The 26,895-nt window shown below is 42.9% G+C and carries 25 protein-coding genes, 10 tRNA genes and 1 pseudogene; 30 read left to right on the top strand and 6 right to left on the bottom strand.

The genetic code is table 11. The features are described 5' to 3' along the window. Positions 1–28 precede the first annotated feature (28 nt). Together GSF04_RS16150 and GSF04_RS16145 are read left to right on the top strand one after the other, a co-directional pair. Positions 29–1,135: an aminotransferase class I/II-fold pyridoxal phosphate-dependent enzyme gene (locus tag GSF04_RS16150; RefSeq protein ID WP_211857859.1), complete on the top strand. Its 1,107-nt coding sequence runs from the start codon at positions 29–31 to the stop codon at positions 1,133–1,135. Between the two features lie 76 nt (positions 1,136–1,211). Beyond that, a complete protein-coding gene (locus GSF04_RS16145; protein WP_010377570.1) occupies positions 1,212–1,775 on the top strand; it encodes a YSC84-related protein in 564 nt (187 codons plus the stop codon). A gap of 55 nt (positions 1,776–1,830) precedes the next feature. On the opposite strand, the gene GSF04_RS16140 is transcribed toward GSF04_RS16145, so the two are convergent. Further along, complete coding sequence (locus GSF04_RS16140; RefSeq protein WP_211857857.1) at positions 1,831–3,036, bottom strand: Bcr/CflA family multidrug efflux MFS transporter; 1,206 nt, start codon at positions 3,034–3,036, stop codon at positions 1,831–1,833. A gap of 231 nt (positions 3,037–3,267) precedes the next feature. On the opposite strand from GSF04_RS16140, the gene GSF04_RS16135 reads away from it, so the two are divergent. After that, complete coding sequence (locus tag GSF04_RS16135; protein WP_039497298.1) at positions 3,268–4,065, top strand: M48 family metallopeptidase; 798 nt, start codon at positions 3,268–3,270, stop codon at positions 4,063–4,065. Between the two features lie 400 nt (positions 4,066–4,465). Here the strand turns inward: GSF04_RS16135 and GSF04_RS16130 are convergent, their stop codons facing one another. Then, positions 4,466–4,993: a YgjP-like metallopeptidase domain-containing protein gene (locus GSF04_RS16130; protein WP_039497933.1), complete on the bottom strand. Its 528-nt coding sequence runs from the start codon at positions 4,991–4,993 to the stop codon at positions 4,466–4,468. A gap of 588 nt (positions 4,994–5,581) precedes the next feature. On the opposite strand from GSF04_RS16130, the pseudogene GSF04_RS16125 reads away from it, so the two are divergent. After that, positions 5,582–5,978: pseudogene (locus tag GSF04_RS16125) on the top strand (GFA family protein). An 87-nt stretch (positions 5,979–6,065) separates the two neighbouring features. Here GSF04_RS16125 and GSF04_RS16120 read toward each other — a convergent pair. Further along, positions 6,066–6,230: a hypothetical protein gene (locus GSF04_RS16120; RefSeq protein WP_211857855.1), complete on the bottom strand. Its 165-nt coding sequence runs from the start codon at positions 6,228–6,230 to the stop codon at positions 6,066–6,068. Positions 6,231–6,332: 102 nt separating this feature from the next. After that, on the bottom strand, positions 6,333–7,100 hold the full coding sequence (locus tag GSF04_RS16115; protein WP_052258370.1) for a DUF72 domain-containing protein: 768 nt from the start codon (positions 7,098–7,100) through the stop codon (positions 6,333–6,335). Positions 7,101–7,350: 250 nt separating this feature from the next. On the opposite strand from GSF04_RS16115, the gene aspS reads away from it, so the two are divergent. From aspS to GSF04_RS16010, 21 genes are all read left to right on the top strand, one after another. Next, a complete protein-coding gene (aspS, locus tag GSF04_RS16110) occupies positions 7,351–9,135 on the top strand; it encodes an aspartate--tRNA ligase (protein ID WP_211857854.1) in 1,785 nt (594 codons plus the stop codon). A gap of 123 nt (positions 9,136–9,258) precedes the next feature. Continuing rightward, complete coding sequence (ruvC, locus tag GSF04_RS16105) at positions 9,259–9,780, top strand: crossover junction endodeoxyribonuclease RuvC (RefSeq protein WP_010605128.1); 522 nt, start codon at positions 9,259–9,261, stop codon at positions 9,778–9,780. Positions 9,781–9,782: 2 nt separating this feature from the next. Next, positions 9,783–10,400 carry a Holliday junction branch migration protein RuvA gene (gene ruvA / locus GSF04_RS16100; RefSeq protein ID WP_010377584.1) on the top strand — a complete coding sequence of 206 codons (618 nt, stop codon included), beginning with the start codon at positions 9,783–9,785 and terminating at the stop codon, positions 10,398–10,400. 2 nt (positions 10,401–10,402) lie between these two features. Continuing rightward, positions 10,403–11,407, top strand: coding sequence for a Holliday junction branch migration DNA helicase RuvB (gene ruvB / locus GSF04_RS16095; RefSeq protein WP_010377587.1), 1,005 nt, complete (start codon positions 10,403–10,405; stop codon positions 11,405–11,407). Between the two features lie 998 nt (positions 11,408–12,405). Next, positions 12,406–13,110: a protein TolQ gene (gene tolQ, locus GSF04_RS16090; RefSeq protein ID WP_010377591.1), complete on the top strand. Its 705-nt coding sequence runs from the start codon at positions 12,406–12,408 to the stop codon at positions 13,108–13,110. Beyond that, positions 13,097–13,525: a protein TolR gene (gene tolR / locus GSF04_RS16085; protein ID WP_039497303.1), complete on the top strand. Its 429-nt coding sequence runs from the start codon at positions 13,097–13,099 to the stop codon at positions 13,523–13,525. Before tolQ ends, tolR begins: the two co-directional genes overlap by 14 nt. Further along, complete coding sequence (gene tolA, locus GSF04_RS16080; RefSeq protein WP_211857851.1) at positions 13,525–14,466, top strand: cell envelope integrity protein TolA; 942 nt, start codon at positions 13,525–13,527, stop codon at positions 14,464–14,466. The genes tolR and tolA overlap by 1 nt, the downstream gene beginning before the upstream one ends. 9 nt (positions 14,467–14,475) lie before the next feature. Beyond that, positions 14,476–15,834 carry a Tol-Pal system beta propeller repeat protein TolB gene (tolB, locus tag GSF04_RS16075; protein ID WP_128727756.1) on the top strand — a complete coding sequence of 453 codons (1,359 nt, stop codon included), beginning with the start codon at positions 14,476–14,478 and terminating at the stop codon, positions 15,832–15,834. 40 nt (positions 15,835–15,874) lie between these two features. Next, positions 15,875–16,408 carry a peptidoglycan-associated lipoprotein Pal gene (gene pal / locus GSF04_RS16070; RefSeq protein ID WP_017215988.1) on the top strand — a complete coding sequence of 178 codons (534 nt, stop codon included), beginning with the start codon at positions 15,875–15,877 and terminating at the stop codon, positions 16,406–16,408. A 12-nt stretch (positions 16,409–16,420) separates the two neighbouring features. Next, on the top strand, positions 16,421–17,176 hold the full coding sequence (gene ybgF, locus GSF04_RS16065) for a tol-pal system protein YbgF (protein ID WP_010377599.1): 756 nt from the start codon (positions 16,421–16,423) through the stop codon (positions 17,174–17,176). A gap of 149 nt (positions 17,177–17,325) precedes the next feature. Beyond that, positions 17,326–17,401, top strand: a tRNA-Lys gene (locus GSF04_RS16060). A 30-nt stretch (positions 17,402–17,431) separates the two neighbouring features. Next, positions 17,432–17,507, top strand: a tRNA-Lys gene (locus GSF04_RS16055). A 30-nt stretch (positions 17,508–17,537) separates the two neighbouring features. Continuing rightward, positions 17,538–17,613 (top strand) — tRNA-Lys (locus GSF04_RS16050). Positions 17,614–17,642: 29 nt separating this feature from the next. Next, positions 17,643–17,718, top strand: a tRNA-Lys gene (locus GSF04_RS16045). A gap of 29 nt (positions 17,719–17,747) precedes the next feature. Further along, positions 17,748–17,823, top strand: a tRNA-Lys gene (locus tag GSF04_RS16040). A gap of 29 nt (positions 17,824–17,852) precedes the next feature. Beyond that, positions 17,853–17,928: transfer RNA gene (locus GSF04_RS16035), tRNA-Lys, on the top strand. Between the two features lie 154 nt (positions 17,929–18,082). After that, a tRNA-Lys gene (locus GSF04_RS16030) sits at positions 18,083–18,158 on the top strand. A gap of 29 nt (positions 18,159–18,187) precedes the next feature. Then, a tRNA-Lys gene (locus tag GSF04_RS16025) sits at positions 18,188–18,263 on the top strand. 154 nt (positions 18,264–18,417) lie between these two features. Then, a tRNA-Lys gene (locus tag GSF04_RS16020) sits at positions 18,418–18,493 on the top strand. 133 nt (positions 18,494–18,626) lie between these two features. Then, entirely contained in the window at positions 18,627–19,670 is a 1,044-nt protein-coding gene (gene nadA, locus GSF04_RS16015; RefSeq protein WP_026000839.1) for a quinolinate synthase NadA, read from the top strand. 89 nt (positions 19,671–19,759) lie between these two features. Continuing rightward, positions 19,760–19,850: transfer RNA gene (locus tag GSF04_RS16010), tRNA-Ser, on the top strand. 347 nt (positions 19,851–20,197) lie between these two features. Here GSF04_RS16010 and GSF04_RS16005 read toward each other — a convergent pair. Then, on the bottom strand, positions 20,198–21,553 hold the full coding sequence (locus tag GSF04_RS16005; RefSeq protein WP_211857849.1) for a hypothetical protein: 1,356 nt from the start codon (positions 21,551–21,553) through the stop codon (positions 20,198–20,200). A 271-nt stretch (positions 21,554–21,824) separates the two neighbouring features. Between GSF04_RS16005 and GSF04_RS16000 the strand changes: the two genes are divergently transcribed. The 3 genes from GSF04_RS16000 to GSF04_RS15990 all read left to right on the top strand — a co-directional run bounded on the left by GSF04_RS16000 (position 21,825) and on the right by GSF04_RS15990 (position 23,775). Further along, entirely contained in the window at positions 21,825–22,340 is a 516-nt protein-coding gene (locus tag GSF04_RS16000) for a hypothetical protein (protein ID WP_211857847.1), read from the top strand. An 82-nt stretch (positions 22,341–22,422) separates the two neighbouring features. Further along, on the top strand, positions 22,423–22,824 hold the full coding sequence (locus GSF04_RS15995) for a hypothetical protein (protein ID WP_130126116.1): 402 nt from the start codon (positions 22,423–22,425) through the stop codon (positions 22,822–22,824). Between the two features lie 135 nt (positions 22,825–22,959). Next, the gene (locus GSF04_RS15990; RefSeq protein ID WP_211857845.1) at positions 22,960–23,775 is read left to right on the top strand and encodes a hypothetical protein; all 816 of its coding nucleotides are present in this window, start codon (positions 22,960–22,962) and stop codon (positions 23,773–23,775) included. Here GSF04_RS15990 and GSF04_RS15985 read toward each other — a convergent pair. After that, complete coding sequence (locus tag GSF04_RS15985; RefSeq protein ID WP_211857843.1) at positions 23,772–24,350, bottom strand: TetR/AcrR family transcriptional regulator; 579 nt, start codon at positions 24,348–24,350, stop codon at positions 23,772–23,774. The genes GSF04_RS15990 and GSF04_RS15985 overlap by 4 nt on opposite strands. 156 nt (positions 24,351–24,506) lie before the next feature. Here GSF04_RS15985 and GSF04_RS15980 point away from each other — a divergent pair, with 156 nt between their 5' ends. Next, positions 24,507–25,547: an alkene reductase gene (locus GSF04_RS15980; RefSeq protein ID WP_039497319.1), complete on the top strand. Its 1,041-nt coding sequence runs from the start codon at positions 24,507–24,509 to the stop codon at positions 25,545–25,547. 305 nt (positions 25,548–25,852) lie between these two features. Continuing rightward, complete coding sequence (locus GSF04_RS15975) at positions 25,853–26,878, top strand: GGDEF domain-containing protein (RefSeq protein WP_045990615.1); 1,026 nt, start codon at positions 25,853–25,855, stop codon at positions 26,876–26,878. Positions 26,879–26,895 lie beyond the last annotated feature (17 nt).

The raw sequence follows: 26,895 nt of genomic DNA, 5'->3' as shown, positions 1-26,895 counted from the left end.
TGCTGGCATGATTTTTTTAGGTTAAAGAATGGAATTAGTATTACCCGATCACATTAAGTTTAGTCAAAGCTTGGCTGCTCCCATCGATATCAACTTGAGTGATTCCTGCGCTCAAGGCGTCACGCTTGGTGAACTTATTGAACTTGGTGGCGGCAAAATGCCAGATATTGAACTGGGTTATAACCCGATTGCGGGCAGTGAAAGGCTAAAAGCGGCGATTAAAGCTTATCATCTGCCGACGACTGCATGTGTGGATCTTAATCAAATTGTGACGTTTAGCGGTGCTCAAGAAGCTATTTTCACTACGATGGCGCAATTACTAGACCCACAAGATGAGGTGGTGGTCTGTACGCCAAGTTACCCATCGCTTGCAAAACTCCCCAAACAGTTTGGCGCTATCGTCAACACGGTGCCATTGCGAGAAGAGGACAACTGGCAGGTTGATATAGAAAGACTCAAAAACGCAGTGACGACAAAAACCAAACTCATTATCGTCAATGCCCCTCATAATCCAACGGGCACAGGCTTGACTGACAAAGAAGTTGGACAAATACAGCAGCTAGCAGAGCAGTGTGGTGCTTACATTTTAAGTGATGAAGTATCAGCACAGAGGCATGGCGATGACCGCGCAGTAAGTGGGCGCTTTTCGGCTTATCCGCGGTCGATTACGTTAGGTGTATTATCCAAAAGCATGGGCTTGCCTGGCGTCCGAGTAGGGTGGGCAATTTGCGGTTCGAAAGCACTAGCGGATGCGCTGTTGGCTGGTAAAAGCTACTTAAGCATTTGTGGCAGTAAAGTGGATGATTTATTGGCGACGACCGCATTACTGCATAGTGAAACTATCTTAGCGTATAATGCGAAAATCATTGCAAACAACGTCCAATTGATGCGTGAATTTGTCAGTTTATACTCGCAAAAAGTAACTTGGGTTGAGCCGCATGGCGGTGTGTTGTCATTGCTGAAGATTAATTCAGTAAAGGATCCTGAAAAGTGGTCACGTCAATTTGCAGAGACCTCGAACACGCTATTGTTACCCGCAAAGTTATTTCTATTGGAGAGTGAGTGCCACTTCCGTTTAGGTACGGGTAAGCGCAACTTTGCCGCTGGTTTGGCAAGACTCGAAACATACCTCTAAATTAATCCAGCATTCAAACTAAGCGTCTATGATAGGTAGTGTTATTTTCACAATTAATGCAGGAAAGGAAAAACCTATGGTAAACGTTAAACATTTAATGGCTGGCTTTTTGGCCGTCATGCTTAGTGCATGTGCTTCAATGGGCGATGGTGACAAGGTTGAAAAGCAACGTGCCATCCTAGATATGAAAAACGATGTACTTACTCAGCTTTACAGCAAAAAGCCAGATACGCGTTCGCAAATTGCGGCAGCGCCGGGCTATGCTGTTTTTTCTAATGCCAATATTAATCTGCTATTTGTTGCAGCTGGAACAGGTTACGGTGTCGTACACGATAAAGCGGTAGGAAGTAACACTTATATGAACATGGCTGAAGGTGGTGTAGGCCTTGGTCTAGGTGTAAAAGATTATCGTATTGTGATGGTATTCCATACTCCTGAAGCAATGAATAAGTTTGTTACTTCAGGCTGGACGTTTGGCGGAAATGCAGATGCTGCAGCGAAAGCGGCTAAAAAAGGTGCGTCGGTAGAAGGCGAAGCCTATTATGGCGATGTTACAGTGTACACCTTTACTGAAAGTGGTTTGGCACTGCAAGCAACAGTAAAAGGTACCAAGTTCTGGAAAGATAAAGAACTAAATTAACCTGATCTAATAACAATTTTAGAGAAAAGCCCCGCAAGTCGGGGCTTTTTGTGTATTATTTTTTGATTTCTGTAGCGTTGACACTTTTCTCAAAACGCCTGTTTAACAATTGGCAGACGATAGTCAGCACAATGGCAGCGAACATAAAGCTTGAGAATGGCAAAGGTGACTCAGGAACCGCGAGTGCAAGTAAAGGGCCGACCAAAGCGCCACTACCAAATCGTAGCGTGCCTATCACCGCGGTAGCGGTACCGGTTTGATGTTCAAAACTCAGTAATATCAGTGCATCAGCGTTGCTGGCAATGATCCCCAAACTCATCATCAAAGGTGCAATGGCAGAAGCTAGCACCCAAACCGAGACTGATTGGCTACTGAGTATGACTAAGATCGTGGAGCAGACGACACCAATCGCAAGACCGATATTGAGCATTCTCCTAGAACCAAGCCTTGGCACTAAACGCGTGTTGGCAAAGTTACCGAGCATCAATGCAATCACATTCATGGCGAATAACACTCCAAACAGCTGCTCCGACACGCCATAATACTCAAGATAAATAAATGAAACTGAGGTTAAAAAACAAAAGAATGCGAATGATGCCAGCATCGAAGAAAGAATATCGTAGCGGGCCTTCTTTTGTGTTAACACAATACGATAGCTTTTTAAGAAAAACGATAAGCTAAGCGGTACATCGGCTTTGGTCGGAATTGCAATACAGAAAAACTGTAATGCGATGATAACGAGTACAGCATAAACCGCTAAAAACCAAAAAATGGCGTGCCAATCAAAGTACAACAAGATCAGCGCACCAAGTGAGGGAGCAATTAGTGGCGCGATCATCATGATCATTGAAACATAAGACATCCCTTTGGCTGTATGCTCTTTGTAATAATAGCGGATCACGCCTGGTACAACGACTGTTGCTGCGGCACCACAAAATGCTTGAACGACCCGTAAGAAGCAAAACATATCTATGTCATTCGTTAGCGCAAGCCCAATTGACGATGCGGTAAAGCCGACCAAGCCCCAAATAGCTAACGTCTGTCTTGAGAATCTATCTGCAAGGGGGCCAAACACCATCATGCCGACAGCATAACCTGCTAAATAGCTACTAAGAGAAACCTGTACTTGCTCAAGCGGGCTATTCAAGCTGTCTGCAATCGCAAGCATCGCGGGGAGATACAAGTCGATAGCCAAAGGCGTTATCGCGACAATACTAGCCAGTAATGGCAAGAGTATTGCTGGGAGTGTTGATGACTTCATAGGTTGGTATTGTTACCTTATTAATGTTAAGCAGAATAAATACACCAATCAGAGACGCTTTATATGGAGATGGAACTCGGTGCACTAGAGTAGAGCAACGAAAAGACGGCGTTTTGATCAGCAGAAGTTCATGAAAAATTTTTTATATTGTACTAAGTTAGTCTCGTTAAGTGACGAAATTGCGGTAAACTTAGAGAAACTTAAGTTATAAAATAAGAAAAGGAACAAGTTATGAAAAAACTGGTTCTCGCGATAGCTGTGGCAGCAACGCTTGCTGGCTGCAAAACATCGCCTACCGGACGCACTCAGTTAGCACTCTATTCCGAGCAGCAAATGGACCAAATGGGTGTTGCAAGCTTTGAACAAATGAAGCAAGAGCAAAAAGTCGATACTGATGCTAAAACCAATCGCTATGTTAAGTGTATTGCAAATGCCTTGATAGCACAACTCCCAACAAACTACGCAAACCAGCAATGGGAAGTTGTGGTCTTTGAAGATGACTCTGCCAATGCATTTGCGCTACCCGGCGGTAAAATCGGGGTTCATACGGGGATTCTCAAAGTTGCAGAAAACCAAGATCAACTTGCGGCGGTGATGGGTCATGAAGTAGGGCACGTTATTGCTGAACACGCTAATGAGCGCGTATCGCAAAACAGTGTGTTGCAGTTTGGTCTGCAAGCAGGTGCGGCGGTGCTTGAAATGAATAATATCGAATATCGCAATGCCATTATGCAGGGATTAGGTCTTGGTGCGCAGTATGGTGTGGCACTGCCATTTAGCCGCTCTCATGAAAGCGAAGCGGACGTTATCGGCTTAGATCTAATGGCTAAGGCTGGCTTTAATCCTGAAGGCTCGGTTGCGCTTTGGCAAAATATGGCGAAAATGAGCGAACAGCGTCCACCAGAATTTATGTCGACGCACCCTGCGCCTGAAAATCGAATTAAGCAATTACAAGCAAACATGACAACTGCCCAAGCAACCGCTAACAAAGCGCGTACGGGTGGTTTTGCACCAAGCTGTAAACGCTAATTTCTCAAAACACCAATTACCCTTCAGTTAAGTGTAATTGGTGTTGCCTTCCGTTTCACACATCAGCATAAATAGCCGTAACTCTAGCTCAAGTTGATGATAGTGGGGCTCCATATGCTTGAATCAAGGCTGCTTGCTAAACAGTTGTACTAGAGTGAGATTCAGTAATAGCTATCGAGTACTCCGCTATTTAACTTCGATGAGTCAAGTTTGGTAGCGCATTCTTTATGAAGGATGAGAGTTTTAAAGTGAGCCATCACGTTTATAAATTGAGCTAAATTGGGCGTAAATTCGGCTCAGGTAATAAGCGTTATGTAGTTATAACCCTCAGTTTGCGACAGTCAAACTTATCTAGTTCTTGGTAATCACACTCATTCAAATAAATATCAAAATTTGATTTTTATTTGTAAATTTGACCTTTTAATTCTAGTTGAGTTAGGTATACACGCATTTCAAACTCTAGCTGATGGTAGTTAGGGAGCATATGCTGGCACAATTGATAAAATGCCTTATCGTGTTGCTTTATTCTGATGTGGGCTAACTCATGAACAACAATCATCTCTAAAAACACCTCAGGTGCTGTTTTGAAAATATCACTAATTCGTATTTCATTTTTACTCTTTAACTTATTTCCCTGAACTCTTGAAATAAATGTATGCAAGCCCAGAGCGTTATTTACAGCATGGATTTTTTTATCGTAAATAACTTTACTTAATGGAGAGGACTTCCGTAAGTGAGTGTTCTTTAAATTTATGACATATTCACGAAGCAATTTATCGTTTTTAATATCATGCACTTTGGGGTGCTTCTTAAGTAAAAATTGACCTAGTGTATCTTGCTCAATCATCGTTCTGACTTGATCTTGCACTTCAAGTGAGTATGACGATAGATACTTTAACGGAGCTAATTTTACTTTTGAAGATGGCATTCTTTGTGTTTTTAAGCTTAGAAAGATGAATAAAGAAAATTGTACCTTACTTATTTTTATTCTGATAGTGACAACAGCTAATCGCTGAGCTCTCGATAGCGTTATCTTATTGTTGAGTATAAGGTCAAAAAATTTAATCTTTATTTTTATTTCAGACACAAACGAAAGTTCATGATTTTATTTCTTATGAGCTAAACAGTTAGTGATGTTGACCCACAATCGTTATACATAAGTTGACAACATTTAGCTGAAAAGTCGGTTGTTAGGAATGTCGCACATCCTTTTCTTTGAAATATGCAAGCTCATGTACAACCAGTACTTCCAGTAGCGCTTAAAGCGCTTGCTTTAGCTGATTGGTGAAACTCATATAAGGCTTTTTCGTTTTGTAATTGATGGCCGAGAGGATACTTACGTTCGAGTACGATTTAATTTGCCCCGAGGTAATAAGTTGTTCAACTTACGATTGAATGGTGTCTGGGTAATGAAAAAAATAGCGAGTGAAATCCCATGTGGTTACTTCTAGAACAAATCATGTCGAGCAGTATAATGTATTAAAAAACAAACACGAATAGTTTCAAGAAGAGCTTGATGTATCAGGCAGGTTGTTTATGTGGCCAACTTGAGCTGCAAATTATCGGTAAAATTAACGATATTATCCACTGCCACTGTTCATTGTGTCGTAAGCCTATCGTTACTGCATATGCGACTAATGGATTTGTAAATACCTATGAATTGAACGTGGTAAAAGAGGCTGAAAACATGAAGTATTTTAAATTGGACGTAAACGTGATTTTTGTGCGCACTGTGCATCACCTCTGTTTAGTTCCAATGACGACTTACCAGACAAATTCAGATTACGATTAGGTATATCAGACTCGGATATCGACCTATGTCTCACAACTTTGTTACCAGCAAAGCGAATTTGGAAGGTCTCGATGCGAGCTTACCTCACTACGAAGAATTTGAGCCAAGTCGTGCTAAATAGCTAACTGAAAAATGTACGTATTGAGTGTTAAAAGTGGCGCAAGAGACACGCTTGCGCCACTTTTAGAAGGCATTATTACGCAATGAGTTAGTTACCAGCAGGTGCAACAGCAATTTGGTCTTGACAGCCTTCTGAAAAACAACAAACATGATCACCAGATATTCCACCAGCAATTTTTCGAGTAGCGTTGTTAGGTAATGTTTGCTTGTTTTCTGAAAGCGCTTTTAATTTCTTTTTGTTTAATTTTATCATTTATAATTTCCTTTTTGTAAATAAGCAGGGTTGCTTGTATGTGTTTCTATTCACTGAACAAGCTAGTATATTTTACACTTGGTTGCAAGCTATTGTGAAAGTTCACAAAAAACTATTTTGTTGAGGTTGTTGTTCAGCGGGGAATAAACCCAATGTGATGTCCTTCCTTTGTAGGTCATTTATAAATTGCTTGGCTAGTATGGGGGCATCATAATTATCCGCGGTATGGAAAAACACATAGGGTGTTTTCCCTTCATCCAACCAGTGATTTATCTTGGCGAGCCAAGGGCGGTAAAAGGCGCGATTGGCTTCTAAGTCTGAACAACCAACATAACGTATCATTGGTGAGTTACTAGTTGCTATCACATGTAATGGCACTCTCGGCTTTTTTTGTTGAGCATCAATGATCGCTTGGGTGTTTGCAGGTTCGCTGAATAAAGGTCGTGTGTCCATCATGATGCGGTTGTAACTATTTGCCATTAAAAATTGGTTAAAACGTCGTTCGTTATCCGACTTGTCGAAAAACCCTAAATGACGTACCTCGATGCCTAGTTGCAGCTCTTTAGGTAATAATGAACAAAAGTCGATTATTTTTGGCAAATGTTCTGGACCGCATGCTTTAGGCAGCTGTAGCATCACCATCCCCAGTTTGTCGAAAATAGGTTCAAATAGCTGCAACCAATGGCTTATGCCTTGCTGACAGTTTTGCAGCGCCATTTCATGGGAAAAGCGCTTAGGAATTTTAAAGGTGAAACGAAAGTGCTCAGGCACATCATTTCGCCACTTTTCAATGGTGTTAGGTTTGGGATCAGCATAAAAGCTGGTGTTGCCTTCAACAGAGTTGAATATTTGCCCATATTCTTGGAGCATTCTATTGCTTTGGCAGTGAGTCGTAAAAAAGCGTCCTTTCCAGTGAGCTGAACTCCACTGTGGGCAGCCAAGGTATAACATAATTGAGCTTGTTTCGTTTAAATGGTGGTGTCAGTGTAATAAAGTTCACGAAATTTAGAAACAAAACGGGATCAAGGATGACATCAAGTCGGGTATTTTTATATAATCGCCGATAATTTTTCATATTAATGCCAGTTACCGCTTGGTGTAACTGAGAGACAGGAAAACTATGCGCTCAATATATTGCGGAAACTTAAACAAAAGCCACGTTGATCAAGAAGTAGAACTATGCGGTTGGATCAATAAACGTCGTGACCTTGGCGGCCTAATCTTTGTCGATTTAAGAGATAGAGAAGGACTTGTGCAAGTGGTATTCGATCCTGAAGTGGAAGGCTTAATGGATAAAGCGAATACGTTGCGCCAAGAGTTCTGTGTTCAGATCAAAGGTGTTGTCCGTGCGCGTCCTGAAAGCCAAGTTAACAAAGACATGGCAACGGGTGAAGTTGAGATCTTAGGTACTGGCTTAACCATTATCAACCGTTCAGAACCATTACCGCTTGACTTCAATCAGCAAAACTCTGAAGAGCGTCGTCTTAAATACCGTTATTTAGACCTACGCCGTCTAGAAATGAGCGATCGCATTAAGATGCGTGCTAAAGCGAGTAGCTTTGTGCGTCGTTTCTTGGATGAAAATGCATTCTTAGACATTGAAACGCCAGTACTAACTAAAGCAACACCTGAAGGCGCGCGCGACTATCTAGTACCAAGTCGTGTTCACAAAGGCAGTTTCTATGCGCTACCGCAGTCGCCGCAGCTATTTAAGCAGCTACTAATGATGTCTGGTTTTGACCGTTACTATCAAATCGTAAAGTGTTTCCGTGATGAAGACTTACGTGCCGATCGCCAGCCAGAGTTCACTCAAATAGATATCGAAACCTCATTTATGAGCTCAGATCAAGTTCGTGGCGTGACAGAAAAAATGATCCGTGAAATGTGGCAGTCTTTCCTAGACGTTGATTTGGGTGAGTTCCCTGTGATGCCATACAGCGAAGCGATGAGCAAATATGGTTCAGATAAACCAGACCTACGTAACCCGCTTGAGCTTATCGACGTTGCAGACATCGTAAAAGATGTTGAATTTAAAGTACTAAGCGGCCCTGCGAACGACGAAAAAGGTCGTGTTGCAGTACTGTCAGTACCAGGTGGCGCACAACTTTCACGTAAGCAAATCGATGAATACACTAAGTTTGTAGGTATTTACGGTGCGAAAGGCCTTGCATGGATGAAAGTGAATGACCGTGAGGCGGGTATCGAAGGCGTACAGTCACCAATCGCTAAGTTCTTGAATGAAGAAGTGATCAATGCACTGCTTGAACGCACAGGTGCAAACACAGGTGACATTATTCTATTCGGCGCAGACAAGCGTAATACTGTAAACGAAGCCATGGGCGCGCTACGTCTGAAGATTGGTCTTGATTTAGAAATCACTGATCTAACTAAATGGGCACCACTTTGGGTTGTTGACTTCCCGATGTTTGAAGAAGACGACGAAGGTAACTTACACGCGGTACACCACCCGTTTACTGCGCCTAAAGGCGTAAGTGCTGCGGACCTTGAAGCAAATCCAGCAGGTACACTTTCTGATGCATACGATATGGTACTTAACGGCTACGAAGTCGGTGGCGGTTCGGTTCGTATTCACAACAACGAAATGCAACAAGCGGCGTTCAGGATCCTAGGTATTGAAGAGTCTGAGCAGCAAGAGAAGTTTGGTTTCTTACTCGATGCTCTGAAGTATGGCACGCCTCCGCACGCAGGTTTGGCATTCGGTCTTGACCGTTTAGTGATGTTACTGTGTGGCACTGACAACATCCGTGACGTTATTGCGTTCCCGAAAACAACGCAAGCGTCGTGCTTGATGACTGATGCGCCAAGCCCTGCAAACCCAGATGCGCTAAAAGAGCTTGCTATCTCAATAGAAAAGCAGTTAGTAGAGCAAGGTGAAGGCGAGTAAGTTCGTCAACCAGATATAAAAGAGGCGACTTAGGTCGCCTTTTTTGATCAGATGAACTAGCTTATAACTGGTAATCTATACAGTATTTTGGCATTATAACCAAAAAACCAAGAGACGATGCGTTTGGCTGTCATTTTAGGAATTGATCCAGGGTCAAGATTTACAGGCTATGGTGTGATTGCTCACCAAGGTGCAAAGTTCCAATATTTGGGGAGCGGTTGCATTAAAGTTGGTGAACATGACTTTCCCACTCGATTAAAAATGATCTATCAAGGGATCACACAGCTCATAGAGCAGTTTTCGCCGAGCGACTTTGCGATTGAGCAAGTGTTCGTTGCGCATAATCCAAGTTCAGCCTTAAAACTTGGTCAAGCGCGAGGTGCGGCTATAGTTGCCGCGACCATGCAGTCAGTGGTTGTGAGTGAATATTCGGCAAGGCAAGTTAAACAAGCCGTTGCGGGTACCGGTGGTGCAGACAAAGCCCAAGTACAGGAAATGGTAAAGCGCATATTAAAGCTGCCTGGCACACCCCAAGCTGATGCTGCAGATGCGTTGGCGGTGGCGATTTGTCACGCGCACTCAAGGCAAAACTTAATAAAAATGGCAGGCGCAGCGCGTAAAACCGTAAGAGGAAGGTTGAGATAACCATGATAGGAAAATTAAGCGGAACACTGTTAGAAAAGCAGCCACCAGAGATATTAATTGATGTTGCAGGTGTAGGTTATGAAGTGCAAATGCCTATGACTTGTTTTTATGAATTACCGAGCGTGGGCGAGCCGGTTTCAGTATTTACTCACTTTGTAGTACGTGAAGATGCGCAGTTACTGTTTGGTTTTAATACCAAGATCGCACGTGCATTGTTTAGAACGTTAATTAAAGCGAACGGAGTCGGTCCAAAACTCGGACTTGCGATTTTGTCGGGCATGTCGGCAGAGCAATTTGTTAGCTGCGTGAATCATGGCGATGCAACGACTTTGGTTAAGATCCCAGGAGTTGGTAAAAAGACCGCTGAGCGCCTAGTGCTTGAAATGAAAGATAAGCTAAAAGACTTTGGCAATGACTTACTCACACCGTTTAGCGATGCCGCTGTACTTGCGCCGCAAGAGCATCCGACGGTAAGTGATACCCCAGCAGATGAAGCGATTGCAGCCTTAATGGCATTAGGGTATAAACAAGTTCAAGCACAAAAAGCGGTAAAAGCCGTAAACAGAGAAGGCATGACGACCGAGAGTATCATTAAAGACGCTCTTAAATCGATGATGTAACTATGATTGAAGCAGATAGATTAATTGAACCTGAGATCCAAGGTAATGAAGATTTAGTGGATAGGGCGATTAGACCTAAATTACTAAATGATTATACTGGTCAGCCACATGTCAAAAAGCAAATGGAAATTTTTATTGCGGCGGCACGTTCAAGACAGGAAGCCTTAGATCACTTGCTGATATTTGGTCCGCCAGGTTTAGGTAAAACCACGCTTGCAAACATTGTCGCAAACGAGCTTGAGGTTAATATTAAAACTACCTCAGGACCTGTGCTTGAAAAAGCAGGGGATTTAGCCGCATTACTCACTAACCTTGAAGAAGGGGATGTGTTATTTATTGATGAGATCCATCGTTTAAGCCCTCAGGTGGAAGAAATTCTCTATCCTGCTATGGAAGACTACCAATTAGACATCATGATTGGTGAAGGCCCAGCTGCACGCTCGATTAAACTGGATTTACCGCCTTTTACTTTGGTTGGCGCAACGACACGTGCCGGCTCATTAACCTCACCATTAAGAGACCGTTTTGGTATTGTGCAGCGCTTGGAGTTTTACTCGGTTGCGGACTTGTCTTCGATTGTGACTCGCTCAGCGTATCATTTAAATCTAGAGATCAGCGAGTCGGGCGCAACTGAAGTGGCGCGTCGAGCGCGCGGTACACCACGAATAGCAAATCGTTTACTACGCAGGGTAAGAGACTTTGCTGAAGTGAAGGGCGATGGCTCTATCACTGAAGAGATTGCGCACTTAGCGCTGGATATGGTCGATGTTGATAAATGTGGCTTCGATTATATGGACCGCAAATATCTGCTAGCAATCATTGAAAAGTTTACCGGTGGCCCGGTTGGTCTGGATAACCTTGCTGCGGCAATTGGAGAAGAAAAAGAAACCATCGAAGATGTGATAGAACCATTTTTGATCCAACAAGGCTTTATTCAACGCACGCCAAGAGGGCGTATTGTCTCTGACAAAGCCTATATGCATTTTGAGCTAAGCAAGCCAGAATGATCTAAGTTGGGTAACGAACAGCTTTATTCTTCATAATAGCCGAGTATTCACTCGGCTATTTCATTTCTACACTCACTTATTGCAAATCGCGTTTGCACAAATCCATTATTTTGTGTCAGCTAAATTCAAGCAAGATCCATCACTGCTGAGGTAACTTACCTGTGTGGGTTATATGTTGCTTAAACAATTTGTAGATTGCCTCGTCTTTTAAGCCAAACACTAAATAAAAACCGCAAAATGACCGAGTGTTAAAGAAAGCGTGGAGCGTAATGTTGAGCTTGTGCCAAATTTCAGGCAAAAAAAAGCCCGCAAATAATGCGGGCAAAACAACAAGTTGAAGGAAGTAATCCAGGGAACAAGATGAGTTACTTTGGGTTTTATCCACAAAATGCGTCATCTAAGCAATACGAAAAATCAGAATCCTATTGCAAGTAACTGTGCTTTGCTGAAACTTCAGCTGCTCGCTCAGTACAGGGTGTATATTAAAGAGGTTTTGATTTTTCATCAAACTAGAAAAATTCTTTTTTCAGATAAAAAAAACTAATATCAAAGTTTTTGCTAAGGTTAAAAAGTGAGCTTAAATGTGGTGAAGTATTCATGTAAGTTTATGTAAAATATGGTTTTGTATGTTAAATGCGCAAAATGTAAATATTAGATAATCTGTTGTTAATTGGTAAGACCAATCTGTTTTTTGAGGTTTTATTCTCTATTTGTGCATAAAACTCCTATTTTATGCAGTTTTGGGCCATATTTAGAGGCTGTGATGGAGATTGTCGAATTTGCTTAAGTTTGGGTAAAGCAAAGGGAGTTACACTGTTTTGCTCTATTTATCGTCAAATACAATGAATTCGCAGTATTGAGATTGTAAGGTATTTGTAGTGTGGTTAAACTAGCTGAACCTTTTGGTAGTAAATCTAGTCTATCTCTAGATATTGCTCGGTAGAGCGCAAGAATATAAATGGCTACCATTGCCGAAACACTTTTGGGAGTATAATAACGTGGAATCGGGACTAAATTTTGTCGATCTAATTTTAAAAGCCAGCTTTTTGGTACAACTTGTTATGTTGACCCTGGTGGGATTGTCTATTGCTTCTTGGGCAATTATTTTTCAACGTAAAACTGTCATTTCTCAAGCCCAAAGCCAATCAAAGAATTTCGAGCAAAAATTTTGGTCCGGTATGGATCTTAGCAAACTCTATAATGAAATAGCTGCAAGGACTGGTAGCGCGTCAGGACTAGAAGCGCTATTTGTATCCGGCTTTAAAGAGTTTGCAAAGCATAAAAAAGGCAATATCCAATCTCCTTCAATTGTTGTTGAAGGTACTCACCGTTCAATGCGTGTCGCGCTTTCTCGTGAAATTGAAAAGTTAGAATCAAGCCTTTCTTTTTTAGCAACAGTTGGCTCTATCAGTCCTTACATCGGTCTATTTGGTACCGTTTGGGGGATCATGAATGCTTTCATCGCGCTTGGCGAAGTGAAACAAGCGACACTGCAAATGGTTGCACCAGGTATTGCTGAGGCGTTGATTGCAACAGCCATGGGTCTGTTTGCGGCAATTCCAGCGGTTATGGCGTATAACCGATTTGCTAAAAATGTAGAAAAGCTAGAAACTCAGTACATTAACTTTATGGAAGAGTTCGCTAATATCCTTTATCGTCAGGCTGCAACACAAGTAGAGGCAAAACAAAATGTATCAGCGTAAGAAACGTCGTCCCGTCGCGGAGATCAACGTCGTTCCTTATATTGATGTTATGTTGGTGCTGTTGATCATCTTTATGGCAACGGCTCCACTTATCCAACACGGCGTAAAAGTAGACTTACCCCAGATGGAAGAGTCTGAATTGGTTGAAACCAAAGACTCGCCACCGATTATTGCCACCATTGATGCTGAAGGTCGCTATTTTGTGACTGTTGGTACGGACCCTGAAGCACCAATGGATGCAGTAGAAGTAGCTGCGGTGATTAAACTTAAGTTAGAACAAAATCCAGATACCCCTGTAATGATTAAAGGTTCAGGCAGAGTGTCGTATCAAGAAGTACTTTATTTAATGGACTTCTTGAAAAAAGCGGGTGTTCCTTCTGTTGGCCTAATGACTAAATCATTTGAGGATGAGTAATGAGTTCATTATCTAGCAGCGTAGTTAAGTCAGTATTGCTTCATGGTGCAATTGGCGGCCTGCTATTTGCTACGGCAAATTTTCAAGTTGATACACCCACTGTGATGGAAGTCACCTTAAATCCACAGCAAAAAGATCAAAAGCCTGAAAGGGCGGTTTCTGCTGTGTCGGTTGATCAGCAAGCGGTTGAGAAAAAGATTGCGGATTTAAAAAAGCGTGAAGAAGAAAAGCAAGCTGCTGAAGATCGCCGTATTCGCGATCTTGAGCGACGTGCGCAGCAAGCTAGAAAAGACCGCGAAGCCGAAGCACGGCGCATTAAAAAGCTGGAGCAAGAGCGTCAAGCTAAGTTGGAAGAGACTCGCCAAGCTGAGGCGCAAGCCAAACGCGCTCGCGAAATTGAGAAAAAACAACGTGAGCAGGCTGATAAAGCGAGAGCTGAAAAAGCCGCTGCGGAAGAAGCTGCTAAAAAGGCTGCAGCTCAGCGCCAAGCTGAGGAAGATCGCTTAAGAAAAGCTGAAGAGGCGAGGAAACGTCGCGAAGCTGAGGAAAAACGAAAAGCGGAAGAAGCCGAGCGTCAACGTCAAAAGGCACTTGAAGAACAAATGCTGCGTGATCAGCTTGCTAAGGAACAGGCAGCAAGAGCGAAGATCCGGCAACAGCAAGTATTGAGTGAAGTGGATAAGTTTAAAGCACTTATCATGCAACGCATTCAAGCTAACTTGCTTATCGATGAAACGATGAAAGGTAAACAATGCCGAGTAAACATTCGTCTCGCCTTTAACGGCCTTGTGACGCATGTAGAGTCATTGGGTGGCGACAAGCTAGTTTGTGAAGCTGCTATCCGTGCTGTGAAAATGGCTGATACTTTACCTGTTTCTAAAGATAAAGACGTGTTTGAACAGCTTAAGAATATCAATTTAACAATTAAACCAAATTTTTAAAGGACGAACATGCTAAAGAAGTTCACAACCTTATTGCTGGTTTTTACTCTGGGTGTATCACAGTTTGCGCAAGCCGCACTTGAAATTGTGATAACAGAAGGGGTAGACAGTGCCAGACCCATCGCAATTGTACCATTTAAATATAATGGCACTGGTGAAATGCCGTCGAGTTTAAGTGACGTTATTTCTGCAGACTTGATGCGCAGCGGTAAATTTAAGCCCGTTGCTGAGGCTGACATGCCTCAATTACCTACAACTGACTCAGAAATCGACTACGCTGCATGGGTCGATGCGGGGGTTGAAGCGGTAGTTGTAGGCACAGTGACCCAGCAATCTGCTGGACGCTACTTGGTAAAGTATGAACTGATTGACGTGATCAGAGCACAGCTTACTGGTGGTGAAACTCGCATTATGTCAAATGGTCGCTTAATGCAAAGCGACGACCATGTGCTTGAAGGACGCCAAAGTATTGTTAGCAGTACGGGCTTTAGAAACTATGCGCACCAAATCAGCGATGTAGTATATGAAGCCTTAACGGGTGAAAGAGGCGCATTTAGAACTAAGATTGCCTACGTCATCGTACGTGATGGCCAAGATAAGCCATACCAATTGGTTGTTGCCGATTATGACGGTTACAACGAGCAGGTGTTATTGCGCTCCAAAGAGCCGTTAATGTCTCCTGCATGGTCGCCGGATGCAAACAAACTTGCGTACGTGACTTTTGAAAATCGCCAATCGCAAATTTACATTCAAGATATTTACACTGGAAAACGCGAACTTGTCACAAGTCACCCTGGTATTAATGGCGCACCACAGTTTTCTCCTGATGGAACTAAATTACTTGCAGTACTCTCTAAGGACTCAGGTGGTGCGACAGAAGTATATCTAATTGACCTGAAAACTCGTCAAGAAACACGCTTAACTCGTCATCGTAGTATAGATACTGAGCCTTCTTGGCATCCAAACGGTCAAGAAATTGTGTATACATCTGAAAGGGGTGGTAATGCTCAGATTTATAAGTTAAATTTAAAAACTGGTAGGTCTAAGCGAGTTACGTTCGACGGCGACATGAACTTAGCAGGTTCGATCACGCCAGATGGTAAACGTCTGATTATGGTTAACCGTACGCTGGGCCGTTACCACATTGCGAAAAAAGAATTAGATTCCGGGCTGTTTCAAGTGCTAACTCGTACGAGACTAGATGAGTCTCCGAGTATTGCACCAAATGGTTCGATGATAATATACAGCACCTTGCACAATAATAAGCAGGTATTGGCATTGGTGTCTATGGATGGTCGTTTCAAGGCAAGGTTACCTGTCTTGGACGGTCAAGTTAAGGCACCAGCCTGGTCGCCGTTTTTACAGTAATTTTGCTGGTTAGATTTATAAAGATATAGGAATATACTCGATGCAACTTAACAAAACTCTAAAAGCCTTAATGGTCGCGTTGCCAGTGATGACACTTGCAGCATGTAGCTCATCTTCAAGTGTTGATGAGGGCGCGGCTAGCGAAAGCAACCAAGCGGCAACCACACAAGACAACACTGTTGATGTAAACACTATGTCTCGCGAGAAATCTGCGGAAGAAAAACTACGTGAGAAATATGAAGCCCTACGTCAAGAACAGATCGTTTACTTCGATTTTGATAAATCTACTATTCAGAGCAAATATGCTGAACTACTTCAAGCGCACGCTGATTTCCTAGTGAAAAACCCAAGCGTGAAAGTACTTGTTGAAGGTCACGCTGATGAGCGTGGTACGCCAGAGTACAACATCGCACTAGGTGAGAGCCGTGGTAAATCAGTGGCTAAATACCTTCAAAGCCTTGGTGTTTCTGACAGCCAAATCTCTGTAGTGAGCTATGGTGAAGAAAAACCAATGATTAAGTCACGTACAGAAGAAGCGTTCGCTAAGAACCGTCGCGCGGTATTAGTGTACTAAGAAAGAGTTATTATGAAGCCGAATACTATTTTGGCAGCATTCTTACTCATGAGCGGGAGCGCCCAAGTTTGGGCTGCTCCCGCTCCTGTTTCAGAAGCTGCAAATTCAAATCAAACACTAGAAGAACGTGTCTCTCAACTTGAGAGTATGATGAGAACCCGCAATTTGCTACAGGCTGAGTTACAGCAACAGCTTAATCTTTTGCAAGAAGAAGTAAGCCAAGTGCGCGGTGTGACAGAAGAGCAGAGCTATAAGCTTGAAAAAGTGTTACAACGTCAACGTGAGTTGTATCAAGAGATTGAAAATCGCGTTAGTCAAGCTTATGACCAGTCACAATCCACTGCAGCTGCGGTAACGCCTGATGTTACGCCAGAGCAAGCATTCAGCAGTAATCTGTCTGAGAATGAAGCGTATGACCGTACAGTAAACATGATAATGAAGGATAAGCGCTACGATGCGGCGATCCCTGAGTTTCAAAGTTTCTTACAGCAGTATCCAAATTCAGTGTATGTGCCGAACGCGCATTACTGGTTAGGTCAGCTATTCTTAATAAAATCTGACGATGGTAAAGCTAAGTCTCATTTTGCAACCGTTGTTGATAATTTCCCTGAATCGAATAAACGTCCAGAAGCGATGTTAAAGCTGGGTACTATTTTACATAAACAGGGACAAGCCGCTGAAGCGAAGACACTCCTTAATAAATTGATTAAAGAGTATCCAAGTACGACTCCTGCAAAATTGGCAACAGAGCGTTTAGCGAAGATGTAATTATCACTTTTTGAGCTGAGTGCCTTAAAATTAGGCGCTTAGTCATAAAAAGTGAAAAAAACTAGCTATTTCAGTTGCACTCAAAATTTAAATAAGTATTATAAGCGCCCGCAGCAGGCGATTGGTAACAAAAAACTGCTGCGTTAAGTGGGTCATTAGCTCAGTTGGTAGAGCAGTGGACTTTTAATCCATTGGTCGATGGTTCGAGTCCATCATGACCCACCACTTTACAAGCTTTAGAATTCATATTTGAGCGGGTCATTAGCTCAGTTGGTAGAGCAGTGGACTTTTAATCCATTGGTCGATGGTTCGAGTCCATCATGACCCACCACTTTATAAGCTTGCGAATTCGATTTTGAGCGGGTCATTAGCTCAGTTGGTAGAGCAGTGGACTTTTAATCCATTGGTCGATGGTTCGAGTCCATCATGACCCACCACTTACAAGCATACGAATTCGATTTTGAGCGGGTCATTAGCTCAGTTGGTAGAGCAGTGGACTTTTAATCCATTGGTCGATGGTTCGAGTCCATCATGACCCACCACTTACAAGCACATGAATTCAATTTTGAGCGGGTCATTAGCTCAGTTGGTAGAGCAGTGGACTTTTAATCCATTGGTCGATGGTTCGAGTCCATCATGACCCACCACTTACAAGCACATGAATTCAATTTTGAGCGGGTCATTAGCTCAGTTGGTAGAGCAGTGGACTTTTAATCCATTGGTCGATGGTTCGAGTCCATCATGACCCACCACTTACAAGCATACGAATTCGATTTTGAGCAGGTCATTAGCTCAGTTGGGTGAAAAAAGACTGAAGCAACGCTTCGCAGCTTTTTGAACGCGAGTCAGGACGACGAGCCGGAACACCTCTTCAGGATGAATCAATGGCACTTTTAATGCTTGAGCGGGTCATTAGCTCAGTTGGTAGAGCAGTGGACTTTTAATCCATTGGTCGATGGTTCGAGTCCATCATGACCCACCACTTACAAGCATATGAATTCGATTTTGAGCGGGTCATTAGCTCAGTTGGTAGAGCAGTGGACTTTTAATCCATTGGTCGATGGTTCGAGTCCATCATGACCCACCACTTACAAGCATACGAATTCAATTCTGAGCAAGTCATTAGCTCAGTTGGGTGAAAAAAGACCGAAGCAAGGCTTCGCAGCTTTTTGAACGCGAGTCAGGACGACTAAGCGGAACACCTCTTCAGGACGAATCAATGGCACTTATAATTCTTGAGCGGGTCATTAGCTCAGTTGGTAGAGCAGTGGACTTTTAATCCATTGGTCGATGGTTCGAGTCCATCATGACCCACCATCCTCTTATTCTTCATATATTATTCAAAATACTTTCTTAAACTCGCCATTTTGAACTAAACATTCGCTAGGATTACCCCTGTATTTTTCGTATAATTCTACCTAATTATGCAATGTGGACTAGTGGTCGAGAAATGAGTCTAGCTGAACGTATTATGCCGGAAGATTATATCTTCCCTCCAAAACCTGCCCCTCTTACCGTTGAAGAAAAAGCAGAGTATAAAGCGCGTATCAAAGCGCTATTAGTTGAAAAAAATGCGGTACTGGTTGCCCATTATTATACTGATCCTGAGATCCAAGCACTTGCTGAAGAAACTGGCGGTTGTGTTGCTGATTCATTAGAAATGGCACGATTTGGCGCTAAGCAAGAAGACAAAGACATGATCATCGTCGCCGGCGTGCGCTTTATGGGCGAAACGGCAAAAATATTAACACCGCACAAAACCGTTGTGATGCCAACACTCGAAGCAACTTGCTCGTTGGACGTAGGCTGCCCTATCGACGAGTTTTCTGCGTTTTGCGATCAACACCCTGACAGAAAAGTGGTGGTATACGCCAATACTTCAACTGCGGTAAAGGCCAGAGCGGATTGGATCGTCACCTCTTCTTGCGCGCTTGAGATTGTTGAGCACCTTGATGAGCAAGGCGAAAAAATCATCTGGGGTCCGGATAAGCACTTAGGCTCTTATATCCAAAAGAAAACGGGCGCCGATATGATCATGTGGAACGGTGCGTGTATCGTTCATGATGAATTTAAAACCAAAGCCCTTAAAGACATGAAGCAGCTACATCCTGACGCTGCGGTACTGGTTCACCCTGAGTCTCCTGCGGAAATCGTAGACTTAGCGGATGCAGTAGGCTCAACGAGTCAGTTAATTAAAGCTGCGCAAGAAATGGATAATCAGAAGTTTATCGTTGCCACCGATCGCGGTATCTTCTATAAAATGCAGCAACTTTGCCCTGAGAAAGAGTTCTTCGAAGCACCAACCGCTGGTGAAGGCGCCACATGCCGTAGCTGTGCCCATTGCCCTTGGATGGCAATGAACGGCCTACAGGCAATTGAAGAAGCGCTTATCAGCCCACAAGGCAAAGAAGTCTTCGTTGATATGGAATTGCGTGAAGGTGCACTACGTTCGCTCAATCGCATGCTAGATTTTTCTGCATCCTTGCAAAAATAGTAGGATTAATAGACAAATAGATCCTAAAAGCAAAAAACTGCTTGATAAAGTGCGAGGCTTTTCATAGTATTAGCCCCGCAATTCAGTGCGGAGAGATGGCTGAGTGGCTTAAGGCGCACGACTGGAACTCGTGTATACGTTTATAGCGTATCGAGGGTTCGACTCCCTCTCTCTCCGCCATTTCTTCTTTATTCAAATCAATTACCTACTAAAAGCTGATTGTACTTTTGGGGACAATTTGGGGCTATGATAACCCTAAACTTCGCTTTTATTTCCTAAATACAGCGCATCTTCAAAAGCCATACTGGTTGACGTCATTTCTATTTAAAAATACCTTTGCTTGTGTAGTTTAGCCTTAGATTATCGGCTGGAGCCGCAAACGGCATAGTCGTACGAATTTGAGTTCAGTACCCGTGATTTATCTCGACTTAAATGTCTCAGCGATATAAAGCTAAACAAACATGAGGTTGAGCGAGTTTGGCTATCTTATTTACAAAAATACGAAACGCCCACTTTAAGTTTAAAAATTACTTTTCTAAAAGCCATTCGAACCAGACTGATTTCTGAGTATCGGGGTCGGTTTGTAGGTGGAGTAGGGTATCAAATTGAGCAGGCTTGAACTCAATAGGCGGTGCTAGCACTTGAGTATTTTGCGTTAAGGTTACGCCATTTTTCCGTCCTTTTTCGGTTACCTCACAGACCCCGTTTTTGCATGTCACATCCGGTTCTGGGAGGGAAATACTTTCTTCAGATTGGGTCATGACATAGCGCTCGTTGATGCTACTTGCCTCGGTGAACGTTTTAAATTGCGTTGCTGAGTCACTGGTCGCAATACCGGCTGTTACTTCTGCTATATGTGCCAGAAACTGGTAGCTGCCTTGGTGAGAGAGTGCGCCAAGGCCAGGGTCTGTGATAAAAGATACAAAGCCCGCGTCCAGAGCACTGGAAGATAGTGCACCATTATTCATCAGGCGATCTATAGAGGCTTGATCTCTTTGCGTAAATCCGACAGTGAGCTTTTGGCCTTCGGTATTAAAATGCCCCTCGTTGAAATTACTGAGTAATTTGCCGTCATCATGTCGTCGGTAGTTTCCTATGTCACTAGCAAGTTTTTGAATATACTCGAAATCTATGCCACTTTTCTCTGCATATTCATACATATCAGCCAGCATAAATCTGTCTTTATGAGTCAAGAAGTCATAGTTGCTGCGTTCTAAGTTATGTGAAGACATCCCTTCAGCGCCATTGTGCACTTTAGGTTCATTGCCAGCAAACAGATCTGTAACCATTAGGCTATAGTAATGCTCAGCTTGATTGCTCATTGTATGCGCTGATAAGTTCATGTCTTGGAGCGCTGACTCGAAGTGTGACTGTGCTTGCGAAAGATAATCATCAGGGAGCATAGCTTTACCGAGTTCTGAGAATGTCTGGCTATGTGTGTATAGCGCAGCTTCAAATGATGTCATTGCATTATCATCATTGAGGGCGTTCCGCTTCAGCTCAGACAACGCTCGTTGATCAAGTGCATGCCACTTTTCGTAAGCAGCAGCCTTCTCTGCTTTTGAAAAGGTATTACTGGGATCCATGGCGATAGTCTCCAGTTGAGGTTTGGACAGTTGCTCAAACTCCCACTTAGCCGAATTAACCTCTTCTTGATTGCTTTGCGCTTGCCACGTTAAAACGTTGTTATTCTGTGGAAATGATTGCTGATTTAAACGAGCTGCGTCAATTGCCTGTTGTGCTTCTTTTAGTTTCACTGCCAATGAAGAAACAGACACCTGTGTATTGCGTGTATTGTTCTGGTTGGTGACCGTATTCGAACGATATGAGGTAGCAGGTGAAGCTTTGGTTTTAGTGTGCCATCGGGTATCTGATATATCCATATTGTCTGTCCCCTGTAGTGAGTTAACCCCTTATTACATAAGGGGTTAACCAAGTGTTAGTTGGCAGAATAGTGGAAAGTAACACTTTCCTTTCTGTTCGGCTCCAGATAGTAGCATAATTCAGCTGCTCCGGAAGTTGACTCTGAAAGTCAAAAAAGCAGCGACACTCATCATAATTTAGACCTTAGAAAGTGCTAAATTACACAATAACTCACCTCCAACATAGAGAAAAAAGATGGAACTCAACAAAATATCACATAAGGAATTAAAGTTGGCTCTTAAGGCCAGTGCGGCATTAGATATTGAAATCTCAGATGATGAGTATTTGCGCTGTTTTACTTATACCGAAAATTGGGTTGCTGGTATTGATATCGCGACTTACGAAAATGGGGGCGGCGACAATATTGTTGTCGTGATCAAAGGCGAGTCGCTCCTTATCAAGGGATTCGATCATGGATCGGAAGTTAGCCCTCATGCTCAAGAAGAGTACGGTGTATGGCCGGGGATGTACGAGGGAGCGGCAACAGAGCTGTTGGAAGTACTGAATGACGAGGCTTTCGAAATAGAAGAGGTCACGTTTTGTATTTGGCGACTTGATAATGAAGCAACTTGGTCTCAAGGAGCAGTAGAGTTTACTAATGATGAAGATGACGGTTCGAGCTGGCTTCTGTCAGCTATTACGACCACTCCAAGCGCCTTTATTGAATATGTCGAAAGCTATCATGACGGTGATTTCAACCAGCTAACGCCAGAGAAAATACATGACGTATTTGCGGCGCAAATGTAGAGTATGTCAACTAAGCTGCTGAAGGCTTTTCTACGGCAGCAAATTCTCAAAAAATGTGATGTTAGTGGATAAGGTAAGTTTAATGAGGCGAGTTAAAGTCTATTACCAACATCGTGACGGTGGCACTGAGCTCATCAATTATGAAAAAGAATTACAGTCTTATCGTGAGGCTTGGGATGTTATTGATCATTACCCTTGGGACAAGGAATTGGAATTGTTTGAGGCACTTGGGGAAGGTGGCGGGTTCTTTTTTATACTTGGCGATGAAGGCGGTAAGTGCGCGTCTTACCAATTGACACCAATAGAAAATAACCGCGGATTACTGACTTTGGATATTGTGTCTAAACCAGCTACTTTTGGACTCTTTGGTGGTAAATCTGCTTCAGTCGATTTTGAGCTTGTCTCAATTCCAGAGGCTAAAAATCATATAAAAGCGCTATTTGAATACTCCATTGATTCTCTGTACGAAAAATATCGAAAGTAACAGTGTTGTATGAAAAGTATCCGTAGATATCAATTCCGGTGATTCATTTATCTTGGGCTTGTTCTCGTTGTATACTCTGCCTTATATATCAAACGGCGTGTGGCACGTTTCAACGGGAAATAAAAGGATGTATCAATGAATAGACTTGGCATACTAATTGGTTTGTTATTTTGTTGTAGCTATTCAATCGCTCAGCCCCAGCCGCAAGCAATCACAATTTACAATAACCCTTCTCAAGGTGTTCAAACCGAAAGCCGTGTATTTTCCTATCTGCAAAGCCAATTAACTCAGTTTGAGATTACACAGTCTGATGCCAGTGTTGACCGTGCGCTTAAAAATATTGCAGGGGGTGAAGGGGAGTGCGTTAGAAACTTAGTTGTGAATAAAGCGCGCAGTGAAACATTGCTATTTTCTGAGCCGACCACTTACTTTTTGGGGTTACAAGTTTTTGCTGCACCCTCAGTGCAATTGTTGTCTACACAAACCGAGCAAAACCTAGAGACATTGTTAACGAGTCATCCCAAATGGTTGTTGGGCGTAGAAAAAGAGCGCTCATATGGTGATATTGCCGATGCCATGATACAGCAGACGCCAGCAGATCAGCTCTACGTGAAAGAAGGCAGCGAAAACGAAGCGCAAATGTATTCTATGTTGATGAGCAAGCGTTTTGAGTTGCTGCTTGAATATCCCTCGGTTATTGCATACCACGCGAAAGACGCATCAGAAAAACCCGTACCAATTGCGGTTAGTGGTTTTGCTCCATTTATTACTGGGCATATCGCTTGTCGGGATACACCCGTTACACGCGGGTTTTTAGCGGCGGTTAACTCTGTATTGGCGGGCTTGACGATGGACGAGCGCTTTATTAATTGGCATCTAGAATACATAGACAAGAGTTTACACGATACGTTTAAACAGCAGTTTAGCCAAGCGCAAAGCTCTCGGCTTTAAACTGAGACTTCCAATAACCTATCTGCCAGTGCATTTAGGTGTGAGCTATCGCACTGCGTCGCTGCATAAGTTCGAATACCATATACAGACATAATAAAGAAACGGGCCCTCTTTGTGGCTTCATCTTCACTTAATGCTTCACTATCGGGCCAAGCTATCAAAAACTGTTGCCTGATAAGTGATTCAAATTGGTGCAAGTTAGCGCTGAGTGCCGCTTGAATTTCCGCATCCTGCTCGCCAATTTCATTAAGCGTTTTGGTGAGCAAACACACTTTCTTTGACTCGTCGCCTAAACATTCACCGACAAGATCTTGTAAGAATCGCTTAAGTGCACAGCGAAGGCTGGTGCTGTTTTCGAACAGCTTTTGATAATGCACTCGTCGGTCTGCTTGATATTGATCTATGGCGGCTAATAGCAAACCTTTTTTATTTTTGAACGCACAGTAGATAGAACCCGGGTGGAGTCCGGTTACTTCGGTCAGTTTGGGCATACTGGTTTTGTTGTAGCCATAAGTCATAAATGCTTGCATGGCATTTCTCAGTACGGTTTCTCTATCAAACTCTGCTGTTCTCATCGATTTCCTAAGTGCACCAAATGTGTTTAAACGTCGCCATTATACCAATACTTCACCCCTATTTTTGATAACAATGAAAAAAATGTAAAGGTTTAACTTGAATAATGATTCAAGAATCCCTATCTTGAATGTATATTCAAATATGGAGAGACACGCATGCCACAGGTACTTTTTGAAAATGTTAAGCTAAATAACACGATATCACTCAATAATCGCATCCTAATGGCGCCATTGACGCGCTGTATGGCAGACGACGATTTAGTACCTACCGATGACATGGTGAAGTACTACGCTAAGCGAGCCAAAGCTGGATTAATCATCAGTGAAGCAACGATTATTCGCCCTGATGGGCAAGGCTACCCGAATACCCCAGGTTTGTTTACACAGGCACAAATTACAGGGTGGAAAAAAGTAACAGATGCTGTACACGCTGAAGGTGGCAAAATGTTTGCGCAGTTGTGGCACGTTGGACGTGTTGCGCACCCGTACTTTTTTGATGGGGAGGTCTTAGCACCGTCGGCTATTGGTATCGAAGGTTCAATTCCAAGAATGCGTGATTTAACCTACCAAACGCCAAAAGCGGCGACGAAGGAAGATATTACAAAACTCATTGCCGACTATGCCCAAGCGGCAGCAAACGCGATTGAAGCTGGTTTTGATGGAGTGGAAATTCACGGTGCCAATGGTTATTTAATTGATCAGTTCTTACATCACGCCGCGAATCAGCGTACCGATGAGTATGGTCAAACACCAGAAAATATGAGTCGATTTGCTTTGCAAGTCACCGATGCTGTCGCCGATCGTATTGGTGCCGACAGAGTGGGTTTGAGAGTGTCACCCGGTGCTTACTTCAACATGGATGGTGATCAAAGAGACAGAGCGGTATTTGATTTCTTAATCTCGGCATTAAACAGTCGCAACTTAGCCTATCTGCACGTGGGTATCTTTGATGACGCGATGGAGTTTGAATATTTGGGCGGCAGTGCCTCGGCTTATTTGCGTAGCATCTATAAAGGAACGTTAGTTGGTGTGGGGAGCTACACTGCAGCGTCAGGTGCAGAAGCGATTCAAAATCAACAATTTGATTTATTGGCGATTGGTAGACCGTTCATTGCCAATCCTGATTATGTGGAGAAGGTGAAAGCCGGTCAAGCCGTGAAAGAGTATGATGAGTCTATGCTCGCAACATTAGACTAAAACCAACCCATAAGTATGAATTTAGAGAAATGCCAAACACTTAAGTTTGGCATTTTTTTGTACATTGCATAAGCTTAAAGCAGGCGTCAGTGGTAAAGCGAAAACTTTTGATGCAAAAGTTGTCATCTTTATCAATTAAGCTTGAGAGCAGTTAAGTGTTTAACCCTCAAGTATTTGCTAATTAATAATCAACTGGATTGTAGCTTATTTTTTAACATTGATAGGAATAAAGGAGTACTTTGGAGTTTATTTGTTCGCTAAGTGTGTAATAATATGCCAGCAATGCAGTTGTGAGTGCGTCGGACATGCAAGAAGATTTACTAAATTCCGTTATCAAAATAACAAAAACGAGAGACGTTGACTCTCTCGAGTACAGCTTAGTGTCTACTATTCAAGAGTTCATAGGCTGTAAAGAAGTCGCTGTTTATAAGGATCTGCTCGTTCCTGGAGAGATCGCGATAGAGAGAAGCTTGTTGCTAAGAAAACTGTCCGATAAGGAATTTGATTGGGAAGAGCGAAGCTTAGTTAAAGAACCTGATAAGGAATTAATTTCTTGCTTGCAGTCAGCCTGTATCATTACGGTACAAGCGAAAGATGGCACCGAGCATCGTTGGGTGCCAATTAGCCTTCAGGAAAAGCCTGTCGGTGCGATAGCGGTTATCAGCACTGGGTTGTCGAGTGCAGATCAAGTACTACTTAATGCATTTTGCCGCATTTTTGAAAATTACCTCACTATTCTTCACGAAAACGAGCGCGATAAACTCACCGGACTACTGAATCGTCAAACGTTTGAGAAGCGCTTAAAACAACTGATTGAAAAGCAAGTTATCAAACAACATAAAACGGTATGGCATGGTGATGTGCGCTCGGTGCATAAAGGTTCAACCTCATGGCTTGCGATCATGGATATCGATCACTTTAAAAAAGTAAACGATAACTACGGACATGTATGCGGAGATGAGGTTTTACTGTTATTAGCACAGCGTATGCGCCAGTTTTTTCGCTCCACAGACTTATTGTTTCGCTTCGGTGGTGAAGAATTTGTACTGGTCTTTGAGCCAACCGATTACGATTCAATCAAAGCCAAGATGGACGAGTTTATGGAGCTGGTACGAAATACCCACTTCCCATTCGTAAAAAAGCTCACCGTCAGTGTCGGAATGTCTCGCATTAGTCCATATGATTTCCCCATCACTGTGCTTGAAAACGCCGACAAAGCGCTTTATTACGCAAAAGATAACGGTCGCGATATGCTTTGTTTTTACGAAGAGTTGCTGTCTGAGCATAAAATTGAAGCGCCGGAAGAGAGCTCTGATATAGATTTGTTCTAACAGTTTAATCTGAGAAG

Origin of the sequence: Pseudoalteromonas sp. A22 (genome assembly GCF_018141345.1) — a bacterium.
In the GTDB taxonomy this organism is placed as follows: Bacteria; Pseudomonadota; Gammaproteobacteria; order Enterobacterales; family Alteromonadaceae; genus Pseudoalteromonas; species Pseudoalteromonas maricaloris.
This window is presented reverse-complemented; position numbering and strand designations above follow the sequence as displayed.